15 protein-coding genes are annotated in these 17,121 nt (G+C 53.4%); 14 read left to right on the forward strand and 1 reads right to left on the reverse strand.

What is annotated here, in order from left to right; all coding sequences use genetic code 11:
• Positions 1–291 precede the first annotated feature (291 nt).
• Positions 292–1,110: a 2,3,4,5-tetrahydropyridine-2,6-dicarboxylate N-succinyltransferase gene (locus tag HHO50_RS07455; RefSeq protein WP_181305384.1), complete on the reverse strand. Its 819-nt coding sequence runs from the start codon at positions 1,108–1,110 to the stop codon at positions 292–294.
• Positions 1,111–1,157: 47 nt separating this feature from the next.
• Between HHO50_RS07455 and HHO50_RS07460 the strand changes: the two genes are divergently transcribed.
• The 14 genes from HHO50_RS07460 (at position 1,158) to dapB (ending at position 17,117) form a co-directional block, all read left to right on the forward strand.
• A complete protein-coding gene (locus tag HHO50_RS07460) occupies positions 1,158–2,300 on the forward strand; it encodes a glycosyltransferase (protein ID WP_181305385.1) in 1,143 nt (380 codons plus the stop codon).
• Between the two features lie 64 nt (positions 2,301–2,364).
• Entirely contained in the window at positions 2,365–3,375 is a 1,011-nt protein-coding gene (locus tag HHO50_RS07465) for a 3-oxoacyl-ACP synthase III family protein (RefSeq protein ID WP_181305386.1), read from the forward strand.
• 6 nt (positions 3,376–3,381) lie between these two features.
• Entirely contained in the window at positions 3,382–4,041 is a 660-nt protein-coding gene (locus HHO50_RS07470) for a metal-dependent transcriptional regulator (protein ID WP_181305387.1), read from the forward strand.
• Between the two features lie 22 nt (positions 4,042–4,063).
• Complete coding sequence (locus HHO50_RS07475; RefSeq protein ID WP_181305388.1) at positions 4,064–5,008, forward strand: metal ABC transporter solute-binding protein, Zn/Mn family; 945 nt, start codon at positions 4,064–4,066, stop codon at positions 5,006–5,008.
• Positions 5,009–5,377: 369 nt separating this feature from the next.
• The gene (locus HHO50_RS07480) at positions 5,378–6,181 is read left to right on the forward strand and encodes a metal ABC transporter ATP-binding protein (RefSeq protein ID WP_181305389.1); all 804 of its coding nucleotides are present in this window, start codon (positions 5,378–5,380) and stop codon (positions 6,179–6,181) included.
• A complete protein-coding gene (locus tag HHO50_RS07485; protein WP_181305390.1) occupies positions 6,178–7,470 on the forward strand; it encodes a metal ABC transporter permease in 1,293 nt (430 codons plus the stop codon). Before HHO50_RS07480 ends, HHO50_RS07485 begins: the two co-directional genes overlap by 4 nt.
• Positions 7,467–8,354, forward strand: coding sequence for a metal ABC transporter permease (locus HHO50_RS07490; protein ID WP_181305391.1), 888 nt, complete (start codon positions 7,467–7,469; stop codon positions 8,352–8,354). Before HHO50_RS07485 ends, HHO50_RS07490 begins: the two co-directional genes overlap by 4 nt.
• A gap of 674 nt (positions 8,355–9,028) precedes the next feature.
• Positions 9,029–10,651, forward strand: coding sequence for a CTP synthase (locus HHO50_RS07495; RefSeq protein WP_181305392.1), 1,623 nt, complete (start codon positions 9,029–9,031; stop codon positions 10,649–10,651).
• Between the two features lie 15 nt (positions 10,652–10,666).
• Positions 10,667–12,490, forward strand: a complete 1,824-nt coding sequence (gene yidC / locus HHO50_RS07500; RefSeq protein ID WP_181305393.1) for a membrane protein insertase YidC — start codon at positions 10,667–10,669, stop codon at positions 12,488–12,490.
• A gap of 841 nt (positions 12,491–13,331) precedes the next feature.
• Positions 13,332–14,012, forward strand: coding sequence for a metal-dependent hydrolase (locus tag HHO50_RS07505; RefSeq protein WP_181305394.1), 681 nt, complete (start codon positions 13,332–13,334; stop codon positions 14,010–14,012).
• Positions 14,013–14,020: 8 nt separating this feature from the next.
• A complete protein-coding gene (locus tag HHO50_RS07510) occupies positions 14,021–14,800 on the forward strand; it encodes a ParA family protein (RefSeq protein ID WP_181305395.1) in 780 nt (259 codons plus the stop codon).
• A gap of 23 nt (positions 14,801–14,823) precedes the next feature.
• Positions 14,824–15,741, forward strand: a complete 918-nt coding sequence (locus tag HHO50_RS07515) for a ParB/RepB/Spo0J family partition protein (RefSeq protein ID WP_181305396.1) — start codon at positions 14,824–14,826, stop codon at positions 15,739–15,741.
• A 1-nt stretch (position 15,742) separates the two neighbouring features.
• On the forward strand, positions 15,743–16,396 hold the full coding sequence (locus HHO50_RS07520; RefSeq protein WP_181305397.1) for a DUF5683 domain-containing protein: 654 nt from the start codon (positions 15,743–15,745) through the stop codon (positions 16,394–16,396).
• 4 nt (positions 16,397–16,400) lie between these two features.
• Positions 16,401–17,117, forward strand: coding sequence for a 4-hydroxy-tetrahydrodipicolinate reductase (gene dapB, locus HHO50_RS07525; RefSeq protein WP_181305398.1), 717 nt, complete (start codon positions 16,401–16,403; stop codon positions 17,115–17,117).
• The last annotated feature ends 4 nt before the right edge of the window (positions 17,118–17,121 follow it).

Genomic DNA, 17,121 nt, shown 5'->3' on the forward strand with positions numbered 1-17,121 from the left:
ACGGGGCCCCGCGGCCGTGAGCGCTTACCGCCAGAGATGAAACAACACAGCACGTGCACCCACGCAACAAACAGACAAACCTAGGGAACAGCATATTCCGTGCACCCACCAATCCTACGCAGAAGCGGACAAGCCAAGGGAACAGCAAACCGCATGCACAAACTAATCACTCTACAAAAGCCAATTCTAAGCAGAGGCCAAACCCCAAACAACCAGAAACAAGCTAAAATGGAAGAGGCCGACAAATTGCCCGCCTCTTCCATTTTAGCTATATTTTATAAAAAACAGCCCCTAAACCGCTACTTCGTTTTCCCGCAGCGCCTCATTCAAGGAAGTTTTCAAATCAGTACTCTCTTTCCGCTGACCAATAATGAGGGCGCACGGAACCTGGTAAGAACCAGCCGCGAACTCTTTGGTGTAAGAACCCGGTATCACCACAGAGCGAGGCGGTACGTAGCCTCTGTATTCCTTAGGCTCGGTTCCGGTCACGTCAATGATTTTGGTACTGCCCGTGATGCATACGTTCGCACCAACCACGGCTTCTTTGCCAATGTGACAGCCTTCCACCAAAATACTGCGCGAACCAATAAAGGCACCATCCTCAATAATCACAGGAGCCGCTTGTACGGGCTCCAGCACGCCGCCTAAGCCTACGCCGCCGCTTAAGTGCACGTGCTTGCCTACCTGCGCGCAAGACCCCACGGTGGCCCAGGTGTCTACCATGGTTCCCTCGTCCACATAAGCGCCAATGTTGGTGTAAGACGGCATCAGGATGACACCTTTGGAAATGTAGGCCCCGTAACGCGCCAAGGCATGCGGTACCACGCGTACCCCCAACTCGGCAAAGCCACTTTTCAGCGGAATCTTGTCATGGAACTCGAAAGGGCCCGCCTCAATGGTTTCCATCTTCTGGATGGGGAAATACATGAGCACTGCCTTCTTCACCCACTCATTCACCTGCCATTTCTCTGCACCGGTAGGTTCCGCCACGCGCAGTTCACCACAATCCAGGTGATGGATGACGGCTCTAATGGCTTCCTGGGTGACTTTATGCCCCAACAACGACCGGTCACCCCAGGCGCTTTCTATTGCTTCTCGTAAATCGTTCATATTGTCTTCTTGAAAGAATAAGAGACCAAAATTATTAAATTGTGGCGATGTTTCGAAAACGAATTCTGCTGGCCTCTCTCCTGAAGCCAGCTTCTGACACCCGTTTATATGAGAAAATAGGCAAAAGCCTGGCAAAAATACCACAGGCAGAGGTGCACGTGGCCGGCTTTGAAAGTGTGCTTCCCTCCTCTTCAGACGCGAACGGAATCATTTTCCACCCTCTTTTCTCGTTCAACCGCTTATCGGTGGGCCGACTCACGGCGCAAAAAAAGTTCTGGAACCTTCTGCGGGAAATAAAGCCGGAGGTGTTGGTGGTAGCCACGCATGAGTTATTACCCGTGGCTTGGCTTTACTGTAAACGGCACGCCTGCCGGTTGGTGTATGATGTGCGGGAAAATTACTTTCTCAACCTCACCACCCAACAGGTATACCCGGGTTTGCTGGGAAAAGCATTAGGTTTATTGGTACGGGGAATAGAAAAAGCAGTAGCTCCTTCGGTCAGCCATTTCTTCCTGGCAGAAGAAGCGTACGCGCAGGAACTGCCCTTTCTGGGGAATCGCTTTACAGTAGTTCAGAACAAGTACCTTCCGTCTTCAGTCTTTACTTCTACTCACCAGAAAAACCCTGTTTCATTAAGAGAAGCCAGGCCGCTGCGCCTGTTGTATTCCGGTACCATCTCCCGGCTGTACGGGGTTCTGGAAGCAGTGAAGTTCACCCAGCAACTGCGCACCTGGGTGCCGGAAGCCGAGTTAACCATCATAGGTTATTGCGCCGATAAGGGTTTTCTGCAGGAATTAAAACAGCACATCCAGCCCCTGCCTTTCGTACGGTTGATAGGCGGCGATGCCTTGGTGCCGCACCAGGAAATTTTAAAGCAGGAACAGCAACACCACCTCGGCCTTTTGCCCTACCACCCGCATCCCAGCACCTTCACCTGTATTCCCACCAAACTCTATGAATACATGGGCAACGGCTTGGTGGTGATTACGGAGGAGAACCCTTTGTGGGCCACCCTTCTGGAAAGAGCCACGGCGGGTATCAGTTATTCCTTCTCCCAAGAACTAACCTCCCCAAAAGTAGAGATTTTGCTGAACCAAACGTACTACCTGAACGGCATTCCAAAGGAGGTTTTCTGGCTTGGCGAAGAGCGAAAAGTGCAGCGAATCATACAAGGTCTAGCGGGACTTTAGTCTACTAAAAAATAATTTAGACAAACCTAAACTTTTACTCCTATACACGTATATTTGACGAACTATGGCAAAAGAATTAAGAAACGCACGCATTGCTGGCCTAGGCCATTACGTACCTGAAAAGGTCGTGAAGAACGCAGATCTGGAAAAACTGATGGACACCTCAGATGCCTGGATTGTGGAAAGAACCGGTATCCATGAGCGCCGCTATTTTGAGCCCGGCAAAGATACCACCACCAACATGGCTGCCAACGCCGCCCGCAAAGCGCTGGAGAAAGCCGGACTGGAAGCCAAAGACCTGGACATGATAGTGTTCGCCACCTTAAGCCCAGACTATTTCTTCCCCGGCTCCGGGGTATTGCTGCAGCGCGAACTTGGCCTCTCTGATATTCCTTGCTTTGATGTAAGAAACCAGTGCTCCGGGTTTATCTACGCCCTTTCCCTGGCAGACCAGTTCATCAAAACCGGCATGTATGACAACGTGTTGGTGGTGGGTTCTGAAATCCATTCCTCGGGGCTGGATTTCTCAGATAGAGGCCGGTCTGTTTCGGTGATCTTCGGCGATGGAGCCGGGGCGGCGGTCTTAACGCCATCTGACAGTTTAGACCGCGGCATCCTGTCCACGCACCTGCACGCCCAGGGCGAGTTTGCCGAGGAACTGATGGCCATGGGGCCGTCCAGCAATGAACCCGAGCGCATCACCCACCAGATGATAGACAACGGCGACATCTTCCCCATCATGAACGGTAGCACGGTGTTCAAACACGCGGTGACCCGGTTCCCGGAAGTGATCAACGAAGCCCTTACCCAGAACGGCGTTACCGCCGAAGATTTAGACTTGGTAGTACCGCACCAGGCAAACTTGCGCATCACCCAGTTTATTCAACAAAAGATGAAGCTGCCAGAGGGTAAGATCTTCAGCAACATCCAGAAATACGGCAACACCACCGCTGCCTCGGTGCCCATCGCCTTTTCCGAAGCCTTTGAGGAAGGCCGCGTGAAGGACGGTGATCTGATCTGCCTGGCGGCGTTTGGGAGTGGTTTCACCTGGGCCTCGGCCTTGATCCGCTGGTAACCTGCCATGCAAAGCACCGCAGAAGAAAACTACATCAAGGCCATCTACAAACTGTCGGGCGGCGGGGCGGCCGCGGTAAGCACCACCGCGCTCTCTGAAACGCTGCAAACCAAACCCGCCTCGGTGAGTGACATGCTGCGCAAGCTGAGCGCCAAAGACCTGGTGCACTACGTGAAATACCACGGTGTGCAATTAACGGACGAAGGCCAGCGGGTTGCCCTGAAAATTATCCGGAAGCACCGCCTCTGGGAGGTGTTTCTGGTGCAGAAACTGCGCTTCTCCTGGGACGAGGTGCACGAGGTGGCCGAGCAGATGGAACACGTGAAATCGGAGTTACTCATTCAGCGGCTAGACGAGTTCCTGGGCCATCCGCGCCTGGATCCGCACGGCGACCCTATTCCTACCGAGGCCGGTGAACTGCGCGAGGTGGAGCAGCGGGCCCTGGCTTCGTTGAACATAGAGCAGGAAGGCGTGGTGTGCCGCGTCAAAGACTCGCAACCCGCCTTCCTGCAGTACCTCAACCGGGTGGGCATCCAGATTGGCTCCCAGCTGCAAGTGGTAGACAAGATACCGTATGATAACTCCTTGGAGATAAGCATAGATAAAAGCAAATCGGTGATTCTGTCTTCCGATGTGCTGGAGAAGATTTTCGTTATCAACCCATGAGGTGCGTTTTCCTGCTTCTTTTATGAAACTAGCCCCAAAACGCTGGTTACGTTGTCTCCTGTTTCTCGCGCTTCTGCTTTGTGCGGCCTGTGAACCGGTGAATACGCCCGGCGCCAAAGCCCACCAGCAGGGCAAGCTCTACATTGTGACCACCACCGGTATCCTGCGCGATGCCGTGGCCAACGTGGTGGGTGACCGCGCCGTGGTAACTGCCCTGATGGGCCCCGGCGTTGACCCGCATTTGTACAAAGCCGCCCTGGGCGATTTGCAGACCCTCCGGGAAGCGGACATCATCATTTACAACGGGCTGCATTTAGAGGGAAAAATGGGCGAAGTACTCCAAAAGCTAGCGCGCCAGAAAGTGGTCTGGGCCGCGGCCGAAGGCCTACCGGATAGCAAGCTCTACAAGACCCCGGCGTTCCAGAACAGCTACGACCCGCACATTTGGTTTGATGTAAGCCTCTGGAGCCAGCTGGTGGAACACCTCTCCCAGAAACTGCAGCAGCAGGACGCGCGCCACGCCACTTACTACCAGGAAAACACCCGCCGCTACCGCGCAAAACTGGACAGCCTGCACCAGTGGACGCAGGCCGAAATAGCCACTATTCCCGCCCCGCAGCGGATTTTGATCACCGCCCATGACGCTTTCGGGTACTTGGGGCGGGCTTACCACATTCAGGTGCAGGGATTGCAGGGCATTTCTACGGTGTCAGAGTTCGGCCTGCAAGACGTTTCCTCGCTGGTGAACTTCATTGTGCGCCGCAAGGTGAAGGCCGTGTTCGTAGAAAGCTCCGTTTCGCAGAAAGCCATTGAAGCCGTGCTGGAAGGCTGTCGGCAGAAGGGCCATGACATCCAACTGGGCGGCACCCTGTATTCTGACGCCCTGGGGGAAGAAAATGGCCCGGCAGGAACTTACGTGGGCATGGTGCGCGTGAATGTGGGCACAATAGTGAAGGCGCTGAGGTGACAAGGTGGGATTGAGAGATTGAGAGATTGAAAGAGAGGTTGAGTGCATTTGGATTTGGGAATATCTGTTTTAGGCGTGTTTTTCTGAAAACAGGCCTAAAACGAAGCATTTCCTCCCTTCTCTGTCACCCTGAAAGGAACTTGTGGGTATGCTAGAAAGGCCTTTCCGTAAACGCTTCTACCGTTCGCTACATCCTTTCAGGAGGAAAAAAGGAGGATAGCCTTGCCGCCATTATTGGGGTTCTCACCAACAATCCAGATGCTGGGGCCTTTCCGCTTACTGGTGAAAACACGCGGCAAGGGTGAGAAAGGAAGGTGATACTCCTTTTCTGACCCATGCTTTTTTAATTTTAGAAGAAAGATAAAACCCATGATACAACACGTAACGGATCCGGTTTTGGAGGTGCATGATTTGACGGTGAGTTATCAGCGGAAGCCGGTGCTGTGGGATGTGGACTTAACTGTACCCAAACAGGCGTTGGTAGGCGTGATCGGCCCAAACGGGGCCGGGAAATCTACGTTGATCAAAGCCATCATGGGCTTGCTTCCGCTCAACAGCGGGTACGTAGAACTGTTCGGCAAACCGCTGGATGAAGTGCGCGAAAAAGTAAGCTACGTGCCCCAACGCGAATCGGTGGACTGGGATTTTCCGGCCTCAGCGCTGGATGTGGCTATGATGGGCACCTATGGCTCCCTGGGCCTTTTCCGCCGACCGGGGGCCAAGCAGCGGCAACTGGCCATGGAGGCGCTGGAGAAAGTAGGCATGCAGGACTTCGCCCATCGGCAGATTTCCCAGCTTTCGGGCGGGCAGCAGCAACGGGTATTCCTTTCCCGGGCCCTGGCGCAGGACGCCGATCTGTACCTCATGGACGAACCCTTCGCGGGCGTGGACATCGCCACCGAGACCGCCATCATTGAACTGCTGCGCCAGATGCGTGAAACCGGCAAAACGGTGGTGGTGGTGCACCATGACCTGCAATCGGCACAGGATTACTTTGACTGGATCATCTTGCTCAACATGCGCCTGGTGGCCTCTGGGCCCACGGACGAAACGCTTACCCCGGCCTTGCTGGAGAAAACGTACGGAGGCCGCTTAACCGAACTCAGCCGCGTGAGCGAACTGCTGCACAAAAAGAACTTTCCCATCAGAGAAACCAAACCTCCCCGCAAATGAGCACGCTATGGGATTTCCTGAGCATGTCTGACGCCAACGTGCGGTATGTGACCATCGGCTCTGTACTGCTGGCGGCCTCTTCTGCCGTGGTGGGCTGCTTTACCGTGCTCCGGAAAAGAGCCTTGGTGGGCGACGCCGTGGCCCATGCTGTTTTGCCGGGCGTCTGTCTGGCCTTCATGCTGACCGGGGAGAAAAACCCGCTTATTCTCCTGTTGGGCTCTTTTCTGACTGGTTGGCTATCCCTAGTGGTCATTGATGTGATTACCGCTAAAAGCCGCATTAAGGAAGATACGGCCATTGGGCTGGTGCTGTCCGTCTTTTTTGGCATTGGCATTTTGCTGCTCACCTCCATCCAGCATTCCGGCAACGAAAACCAGAGCGGGCTGGACAAATTCCTGTTCGGGAGTGCGGCGGCGTTGGTGGGGCAAGACCTGATCACCTTCGGGGCCGTGGCCGTGCTGCTGCTGTTGAGTGTGCTGCTGCTGTACAAAGAGTTCAAACTGCTCAGTTTTGACCTGGCGTACGCGCGTACCATTGGGTTGCCCGTGCGGGGGCTGGAACTGCTGCTGACCACGCTCACCGTCTTGGCCGTGGTGGTGGGCATTCAGTCGGTAGGTGTGGTGCTGATGTCGGCCATGCTCATCACTCCCGCCGCCGCCGCCCGCTTCTGGACCGATAGGCTGGGGATCATGATTGTGCTGGCGGCCGTCATGAGCGCCTTCTGCGGCGTTGCCGGGGCCTTTGTCTCGTTCACCGCGCCCGCCATGCCCACCGGGCCCTGGATTGTGATGCTGCTGTCATTGCTGGCGATTTTCTCGTTCATTCTGGCCCCTAAAAAAGGACTGCTGGCCCGCTACCTGCTGCAGCGCCGGTTACGCCGCCAGATGACCCGGGAGAATATCCTGAAAACCCTGTTCCACCTGGGCGAAGAGAAAGGCGCCTACGAGGGCAGCTATTCCAGAGCCCAGATTCTGGAGCGGAGGCAACAGCCTTTGCTCAGGATGAAAAACGCCCTGCACACCCTGCGCCGCCAAGGCTTGGTCAAGGAAAGCCCGTCTGGCTGGGCCTTGACCCCAACCGGCAAGAAAGAAGCCCAACGCATTGTGCGCCTGCACCGGCTCTGGGAACTGTACCTGACCCAATACCTGCAAGTGGCCTCAGACCACGTGCACGAAGACGCCGAGTCCATTGAACACGTGCTCACCCCAGAACTGGAGAAGCGCCTGGAGGAACTCCTGGACTTCCCCACCGCCGACCCGCACCACTCCTCCATTCCGCAACAGCCATGAACCTAGATGCTTTCTGGATTATCCTCACGGGCGCCCTGGTCGCTATCTGCTGCAGCCTGCTGGGCTGCTTCCTGATTCTGCGCCGCATGGCCATGGTGGGCGACGCCATTTCACACGCCGTGCTGCCAGGCATTGTGCTCGCCTTTTTGTTCAGCGGTTCCCGCGAGGTGTGGACGATGCTCCTGGGCGCGGCCCTGCTGGGTGTGGCCTGTACGTTCCTGATTGAGTTCTTCCACAAGAAAGCCAACGTGCCCGCTGATGCCTCCATTGGGGTCACCTTCACCTGGCTTTTCGCGCTGGGCATCATCCTTATCTCTGTGTATGCCGGGCAGGTAGACCTGGATCAGGACTGTGTGCTCTACGGCGAGATTGCCTACGTGCCCCTGGACATCTGGATCACCCCAAGCGGCCTGAACCTTGGCCCCCGCACCGTCTGGATTATTGGCGGCGTTTTGGTGGTGCTCCTTCTGTTTATCGGCTTGTTTTACAAACAATTGTACCTCACCTCCTTTGATCCGGCTTTCGCGGCTGCCATTGGTATCTCCACCACGCTGTGGTACTACTTATTGATGGGGGCGGTGTCCTTGACCACCGTGGCGGCGTTTGAATCAGTAGGGGCTATTTTGGTGGTGGCCCTCATGGTGGGCCCGCCCGCCACGGCCTACCTCCTCACCGATGACCTGAAGAAGATGCTGTTGATTTCGGCGGGGCTGGGCACCCTGGCCTCGGCGGGCGGTTTCTACCTGGCTTTGTGGCTGAACGGGTCTGTGGCGGGTGCCATCTCGGTGGTGATTGGATTGCAGTTCCTGCTGGTTTTTGTTTTCTCCCCCAGCCACGGCCTGGTCTCCCGCCGCCGGAAACCAGCCCTCTCCGCCCAGGGGTAAGTTGCTATGCGGCAGGAAGAGACCTCACCCCCGGCCCCTCTCCCGCGGAGAGGGGAGCCCCGCTGATGTGTTTTGAGCCTGTTTTGCGAAAAACGGGCTTAAAACGGCCTTGGCGCAGACACTCATAGGAGTTGCGCACCCTACGAGGTCTTTTGGTCAGGCGGTTTAGCGGAAAAAGGCTAGAAACGAAGAAACCTGTGAGGTCTCCATGCCCTCACAGGTGTAGAGTAAACTGGCGCGGGACTTTAGTCTCGTGACATGGGAGGAAGCGAGTCTCCAGACTCGCCGGGAACCACCGGCAGGAGTACGCAACATCGTTGTGCGTAGAGTTAGCGTCAGCGCTCTACGCACTATAGGACAGCCAATCTCCTGATTGGCGAGCTATCGGCACAGACGCTACGAGGTCTTTGGAGCAACAGATAGTGCACGGTGATGGGAACCACCGGCAGAAATGCGGAACAGCAGTAAAGGGTATGAGATCATGGCCAAAGCCGAAATTCACGCACGTGAGAAGGTAATAGGTGAAGCTTTGTTTTAGGCCTGGTTTATTAAAAACGGGCTTAAAACACAGAACACCAGCACGGGATTAGAGGCTTTCGGGCGTATCCAAAACATTTTAGGCCCTGTTCTAATAAATTAGAGTAACTTTGCAGTCCATAAGACAAACTCAACTTATGGCTTCTGCTAAATATATTTTTGTTACGGGGGGCGTGACTTCCTCCCTCGGAAAAGGCATCATCTCTGCTTCGTTGGCTAAACTTCTGCAAGCCAGGGGCTTCTCGGTTACCATCCAAAAATTTGATCCTTATATTAATATTGATCCGGGCACGCTTAATCCGTATGAACACGGGGAATGTTATGTGACCGAAGACGGGGCCGAGACAGACCTGGACTTAGGCCACTACGAACGTTTCCTGAATGCCCCCACCTCCCAGGCCAACAACGTGACCACCGGCCGTATTTACCACAACGTGATCACGCAGGAGCGCCAGGGTGCTTATCTGGGCAAAACGGTACAGGTGGTACCCCACATCACAGATGAGATCAAGCGCCGCATGTTGTCTCTGGGCCAAACCGGCGAGTTTGACGTAGTCATCACCGAGATTGGCGGTACCGTGGGCGATATTGAATCGTTGCCCTTTATTGAGGCCATTCGGCAGTTGCGCTGGGACTTGAGCACCAGTGATTCGGTGGTGATCCACCTCACGCTGCTTCCTTACCTGAAAGCGGCCGGCGAGTTGAAAACCAAACCCACCCAACACTCCGTCAAAGCCTTGTCAGAAGCCGGGGTACAGCCCGATATTCTGGTGTGCCGCTCAGAATACCCCATTCCAGCCGAAATGCGGAAGAAGATCGCGTTGTTCTGCAACGTGGCCACCAACTCAGTGATTGAGTCGCTGGACGCCGAGACCATCTATGACGTGCCCCTCCACATGAAAAAGGAGAAACTAGACGAGCGGGTCATGAAGAAACTCAAACTTACCAGCCGCCAGGACATCAACCTGGACTCCTGGAAAGAGTTTTTGGGCCGCCTCAAAAACCCTACCGAAGAGGTGAGTATTGCGCTGGTGGGAAAATACGTGGAACTGCCAGACGCCTATAAATCCATCATTGAGTCTTTCATTCACGCGGGCGCGGCCAATGAGTGCAAGGTACACCTGAAAACCATCCAGTCTGAGTTTATCACCGGCGAAAACGTGCACATGCATTTAGAAGGCATGAACGGCGTGCTGGTGGCGCCGGGCTTTGGCGAACGCGGTTTTGAAGGAAAGCTGGAAGCGATCAAGTACGTACGGGAAGCCAAAATTCCGTTCTTCGGGATTTGCCTGGGCATGCAGTGCGCTGCCGTGGAGTTTGCCCGCAACGTGCTGGGCCTGGAAGACGCCGCCTCCACTGAGATGAACCCTGCCACGCCGCACCCGGTCATTGACATGATGGAGGAGCAGAAGAGCATCACCCAGAAAGGGGGCACCATGCGCCTGGGCTCTTACAAATGCGAGCTCAAAAAAGGCTCCAAGGCCCAGCAGGCCTACGGCAAAAACCAGATCTTTGAGCGCCACCGCCATAGGTATGAGTTCAACAACCAATATTTACAGGCGTTTGAGGAAGCTGGCATGCAGGCCACCGGCATTAACCCAGATACCGGCCTGGTAGAGGTGATTGAGTTGCAGAACCACCCTTGGTTTGTGGCGGCCCAGTACCACCCAGAACTGAAGAGCACCGTCCTGACACCGCACCCGTTGTTTGTGCGCTTTATCAAAGCAGCCATCACCCAGTCTAAAAACAGAAACAAATAACCCTTCTTAACACTTATGGATAAGAATTCCGCAATAGGCATGGGCCTGATTGCCATCCTCATACTGGTATACAGTATTTTCTTTATGAAAGGGCCGGAACAGCAGCCAGCCCAAAAAACAACGAAATCAACTTCTACGCAAGCTGCATCTGCCAAACCAGAGACAGCCCAAGACTCCCTGGCTTCCGCGCAGCGCACCGCCCAATTGGGGGAGTTTGGGGCCTTAGCCACCGGCCAGAACCAAACCATCGCCCTGGAAAACCAGGTGCTTCGGGTTTCTTTGGGCAGCCAGGGAGGCAAAGTACAGGAAGTAGAACTGAAGAATTACAAAACCTGGGACAAAAAGCCGCTGATCTTGTTTGACACAGAGTCAAGCCAGCAGGAGTTGAGTTTCCAGACCAAAGGCGGCCGCACCATCCGTTTGTCAGACCTGTTTTTCCAGCCATCGGCGGTCGCCAACCTCACGGTGAACGAAAAGCCGGCTAAGTCCATCACCTTCACCGCGCAGGTGGCACCGGGGCAATCCATTGAGCAGGTCTATACGTTGCAGGACGATGCTTACGAGGTAAGCTACCAGTTGAACTTCCGGGGACTGGAGAACCTGGTGGCCCAGCAACCTATCCTTTTCTCCTGGACAGACGAGCTGAAGCGCCTGGAGAGAGACATCAAGCAGAACCGCAGCCACTCTACCATCAACTACTACACCGCTGAGGGCAGCTTTGACAACCTGTCGGCCAGCGCTACGGAGACCGAGACCGAGAAGGTGGGCGAGCCGGTGAAATGGGTTGCCAACAAGCAGAACTTCTTCACCGCGGCCATCATCGCGCAGAACAATTTCGGCACCGCCGAGGTAACGACTTCCATGAACGAGGCCGATACCACGCAGGTGAAAACCTTGACTTCCAAGCTGACCATACCGGTACAAGACGCCCTGGGCGGGAAAGCGCAGTTCACGTACTTCTTCGGCCCCAACGACTATGATGTGCTGAAGAACGTAACCGATGGTTTTGACCGCAACCTTGAGCTGGGCTGGGGCATCTTCTCTTGGGTAAACAAACTCCTCATCATCCCGGCCTTCGACTTTCTGGAAGATTATGTTCCTTCCTACGGCATCATCATCATCCTGCTGGTACTGTACATCAAGCTAATCCTGACCCCGCTGACCTACAAGTCATACATCTCTATGGCGAAGATGAAGGTGCTGAAGCCAGAGATTGATGTGATCAAAGAGAAGAACGACGGCGACATGCAGAAGACGCAGGCGGAGACCATGTCACTCTACTCCAAGATGGGCGTGAATCCCATGAGTGGCTGTATTCCTATGCTGCTGCAGATGCCTATCCTGTTTGCCATGTTCAACTTCTTTCCTAACTCCATTGAACTTCGCCAGGAGCCGTTCCTGTGGGCCCATGACCTGAGCACGTATGATGTGTTCGCCATGCTGCCCTTCACCATTCCGTTCTATGGAAACCACGTGAGTATGTTCACCCTGCTCATGACCGCCTCTACCATCCTGTACACGTGGTCTAACAACCAGGTGAGCACGATACAGGGCCCCATGAAGTTCTACTCGTATTTAATGCCCGTGATCTTCATGTTCGTGCTGAACAGTTTCCCGGCGGGTTTGAGCTTCTATTACTTCGTGTCCAACATTGTGACCTTCGGGCAACAAGCGGTGATCAGATACTTTGTGGATGACACTAAAATCCGGAAGAACCTGGAAGAGTATCAGGAAAAGAACAAAGGCAAAGAGCCGAAGGGAGGTTTCCAGAAACGGTTACAGGAAGCCATGAAAGCTGCCGCTGAACAAGAGTCAAAACGCAAGAAAGGCAGTAAATAACTGCTGCCGGGTCTGGCGACTCGCTTCATCTACTGGCACCCGGCGGGAGTCTCGCGCCAGTTCATTCTAAACCGGTGAGGTCTTGAAGACCTCACCGGTTTTTCGTTTTAGGGCTATTTTGCGCAGAACAGCCCTAAAACGCCTCCGCGGGGCTCCTCTGTCTGGGGCACATCTTGGAAGGCATAAAGAAATGCTGTACACAGGTTATATCTATAACGTGAAATACTGTATTACAGATGTTTACTTGAAATTAACTAAAACTTAACTTTAGGTTAAACTCCCCCCACAGTAGGCAACAACTTCCGTTGTAAACGAACTTCATTCATCAGCAAACAAAAGGGAATCGCGCCAATCAAAAGTAAGTTGACACCTTCTTTCCGTTTACCGCCTTTTTTCCGGAAAACAGGCCAGAAACGGCTATCTCAGAAAGCAGTTGGCTTCGGCAGAAAGCTGCGTTTAAAGCGCGTTTTTCTTAAATCAGGTTAATTCTGGGGATGTTTACTTCCTGGGTAAACCAGGCAAAAGGCAGCCCCACCCATTCATTACCTGTTCTTGCCCCGGTTTTGGCTTAAAACGCAGAAACGAGGCGGAAAACGGCAGACAAGGGACTTAAAGGATCAATGGCAGTGCCACACTTTGCCGGGATAGCTAAAAAGATAGAGATCAGGCCTCTACCCTGTTTTTCTTAAACCTGTCAACAAACCGCGTTTTCCCCAGAAATTGGGGATAAATAACCCCAAAGTGTTAATAAGTCGGGGTTCTACGTATCTTCAAATTACCTTATCTTTGTGGAAGCGAATGCTTATTCTCGTGGTTTAACGTTTACCCTGGCTTCAATCAGATGAAAATCACTTATTACGGACAGTCTTGCTTTCTCTTTGACCTGGGGGGTACCAAGGTGCTTTTTGATCCCTTTATTTCCCCTAACCCCTTAGCGTCTGAGATTGACCTTGATTCCATAGAATGCGATTACATCCTGCTCTCCCACGGGCACACAGACCACGTGGCAGACGCCGAGTACCTGCTCAAGATAACCGGTGCCACCCTGGTGGCCACGTTTGAAATTGTGAGCTGGTATCAGAATAAGGGCATTGCCAACGTTCATCCTATGAACACCGGCGGAAAGGTGCATCTGCCCTTCGGGACGGTGAAGATGGTGAACGCCGTTCATTCCAGCTCGCTGCCAGATGGCACCTATGCCGGCACCGCCGCTGGTTTTGTAATAGAAAGCGCTGAGAAGACGTTCTACTATGCCGGAGACACCGCCCTGCACCTGGACATGAAATTGATTGGCGAACGTTACAAGGTTGATTTTGCCCTTTTACCAATCGGGGACAATTTCACCATGGATGTGGAAGACGCGCTGGTAGCCGCCAATTACGTGAATGTGAAAAGAATCATTGGGATGCATTATGACACCTTCCCGTACATAGAGATTGATCATGTGGAGGCGCTGGAGCTTGCCCGGCGCCAGCAGAAGGAGTTGATATTGATGGAGATTGGTCAAACATTAGAACTGTAACCTGTAGAATGGGAAAAATAATTGCCGTTGCCAACCAGAAAGGCGGAGTAGGGAAAACCACTTCGGCCATTAACCTGGCAGCCAGCTTAGCCGCCTTAGAATTCAGAACCCTGCTGGTAGATGCTGACCCGCAGGCCAATGCCACCTCTGGCATCGGGTTTGACCCGAAAGACATTGAGAACAGCATCTATGAGTGCATGGTAGACGGCGTGAAAACCGAAGACATCATCATGACCTCTCCCATTGATTTTCTGGATCTGATCCCTTCCCATATTGACTTGGTAGGGGCCGAAGTGGAGATGATCAACCTGCCTAACCGCGAGGAGAAAATGAAAGAGGTGTTGGTGCCTTTGAAGGAAAAGTATGATTTCATTATCATTGACTGCTCTCCTTCTTTGGGTTTGATCACCGTCAACTCCCTTACCGCCGCTGACTCCGTGATTATTCCGGTGCAGTGCGAGTATTTCGCCTTGGAGGGCTTGGGAAAACTCCTGAATACCATTAAGATCATCCAGAGTCGGCTGAACCCTGACCTAGAGATTGAAGGCTTGCTGCTGACCATGTATGACGTGCGGCTGCGCTTGTCTAACCAGGTGGTGGAGGAAGTGAAAATGCACTTCCAGCAGATGGTGTTTGATACCATTATCCCTAGAAACGTGAAGTTGAGTGAATCTCCCTCTTTTGGAGTACCGGTTATTCTCCATGACGCCGAAAGCAAGGGAGCCATTAGCTACCTGAACCTGGCGCGCGAGATTGTGGAGAAAAACGGGGTGGCCGTAGCCCAATAATACCTTTCCTTTAAATTACCTACATGTCTGATAATTCAGCCAAGAAGAAACCCAGTGGCCTTGGAAGAGGCCTAAACGCATTGATTACGGGGAGCTATGACCGCAAACCCGAAACTGTACCCAGTACCACCTTACACGCCGTCAATACCATCGCAGATATCAGTTTAACCCAGATTGAGACCAACCCCTTCCAGCCCCGTACCCACTTTGACCAAGTGGCGCTGGAAGAATTGGCTGAGTCTATCCGCATACAGGGCATTATTCAACCCATCACGGTTCGGCAGCTCAGCGCCGAGGCCTATCAGTTGATTTCGGGGGAGCGCCGTTACCAAGCCGCTAAACTGGCGGGACTGGACACCATTCCGGCCTACATCCGCAAAGCCGATGACCAGCAAATGCTGGAAATGGCCTTGATTGAGAACATTCAGCGCGAAAACCTCAACGCCATTGAGATTGCCTTGAGTTACCAGCGGTTGCTTTCTGAATGTAGCCTCAAACAAGAGGAACTGGGCGAACGCGTAGGCAAAAAACGGACAACGGTGACCAATTACCTGCGCCTGCTTAAACTGCCGCCCGACATCCAGATTGGCATCAGAGACAACCTCATCTCCATGGGCCATGCCCGCGCCATCATCAACATAGATGACGTAGACAAGCAACTGGAGGTATACCGCAAGATTGTCAATGAAGAATTGTCTGTGCGTAAAGTGGAGGAACTGGTGCGCAACATCAGCTTGCAGAACAAAAAGCCAGACCCACAGACCAAACTAGACCTGCATCCGTTAGAGAACGAGGTGAAACGCGTAGAATCAAGGTTGTCTTCCTACTTTGGCACGCGCATTCACGTAAAGGCCTCTCCTGAAGGCAAAGGGGAAATCAAAATCCCGTTTGTGTCAGTAGATGAGCTGAACCGTATCCTGGAAATCTTAAACTACGCCTAACATGCGGCAGTTCGCGGCCCTGTCCTTCTTTTTGGGTATCTTTTTGGGCAACACATTCACCGGCACCGCGCAGGTGATCACTACCGGGCCTGATTCTGCGCAGGTAGCTACTCCGCCGGTGGCGGTGCAAGCCCCGGATACCTCTAAATGGAAGCCCTTCAATACCTGGAGCCGCCCTGCCAAAGCCGCCTTTTATTCGGCCGTTTTGCCGGGTTTGGGGCAAGCGTACAATAAAAGCTATTGGAAGATTCCGCTGGTCTATGCCACTGGGGCCGTCATAGGTTACTTTATCTATGACAACAACAAGAAATACCAGGGGTTTGCCAAGGCCTTGCGGCTGAGGTTAGACGGCGATTCTACGACCATAGATGAGTATGCCAACACCACCGGCGCTTACAGCACAACCCAGCCCAACAACCGGGGAGCCATCAATCTTCAAAGATCCAGAGACTTCCACCGCAAGTACCGCGACCTGGACATCATTCTTGGGGTTCTGGCCTGGGGCCTTAACATCATGGAAGCTCACGTACATGCCCACCTAAGGGCCTTTGACGTGAGCGAAGACCTTTCTTTACAGATGAAACCCAATTTGCAGCCTCTGGCGGGTACTCCCTCTTACGCGGCGGGTTTCACCCTCCAACTGAACCTTAAATAAAACTATGCGCATATTACTCATTGGGTACGGTAAAATGGGCCAAACTATTGAACGCCTGGCCTTGGCCAAAGGCCATGAAATAGTAGGAGCCCTTACCATACATGATGCTGACCAACTTTCTGGCTACACCGCAGACCAGGTAGACGTGGCCATTGAATTCACCAGCCCAAATGCGGCCGTAGGCAACATTCTTACCTGCTTTGAGAAAAAGATACCGGTAGTGGTGGGTACAACCGGCTGGTTAGAGCACTTGCCCCGGGTGAAAGAGAAATGCCAGGAACTGAACGGAAGCCTTTTCTACGCCTCCAACTTTAGCGTGGGCGTCAATCTTTTCTTCCACTTCAATGAGTACGTGGCGCAAAAGATGCAGCAGTACCCTGGGTATGAGGTGCAGGTAAAAGAAATCCACCACGTGCACAAACTGGACAAACCCAGCGGCACCGCCCTCTCCATCGCCGACGGGATTCTGCAGCATTTTCCGCAGAAAAAAGGCTGGGTCAATGATGTTTCTGCAAAGCCCGATCAATTAAGCGTGGTTTCTGAGCGCGAAGGTGAAGTTGTAGGGACGCATATTGTGCAATACACCTCAGAAAACGATACCTTTGAGCTACACCACATTGCCCACAGCCGCGAAGGATTCGCGGCTGGTGCCCTTTTGGCCGCTGAGTGGTTACCGGGCCGTGCAGGCATTTACGGCATGCCCCATCTGCTACAACTCTAAATTT

It is taken from the genome of Rufibacter sp. XAAS-G3-1, from assembly GCF_013623775.1.
Taxonomy (GTDB): domain Bacteria; phylum Bacteroidota; class Bacteroidia; order Cytophagales; family Hymenobacteraceae; genus Nibribacter.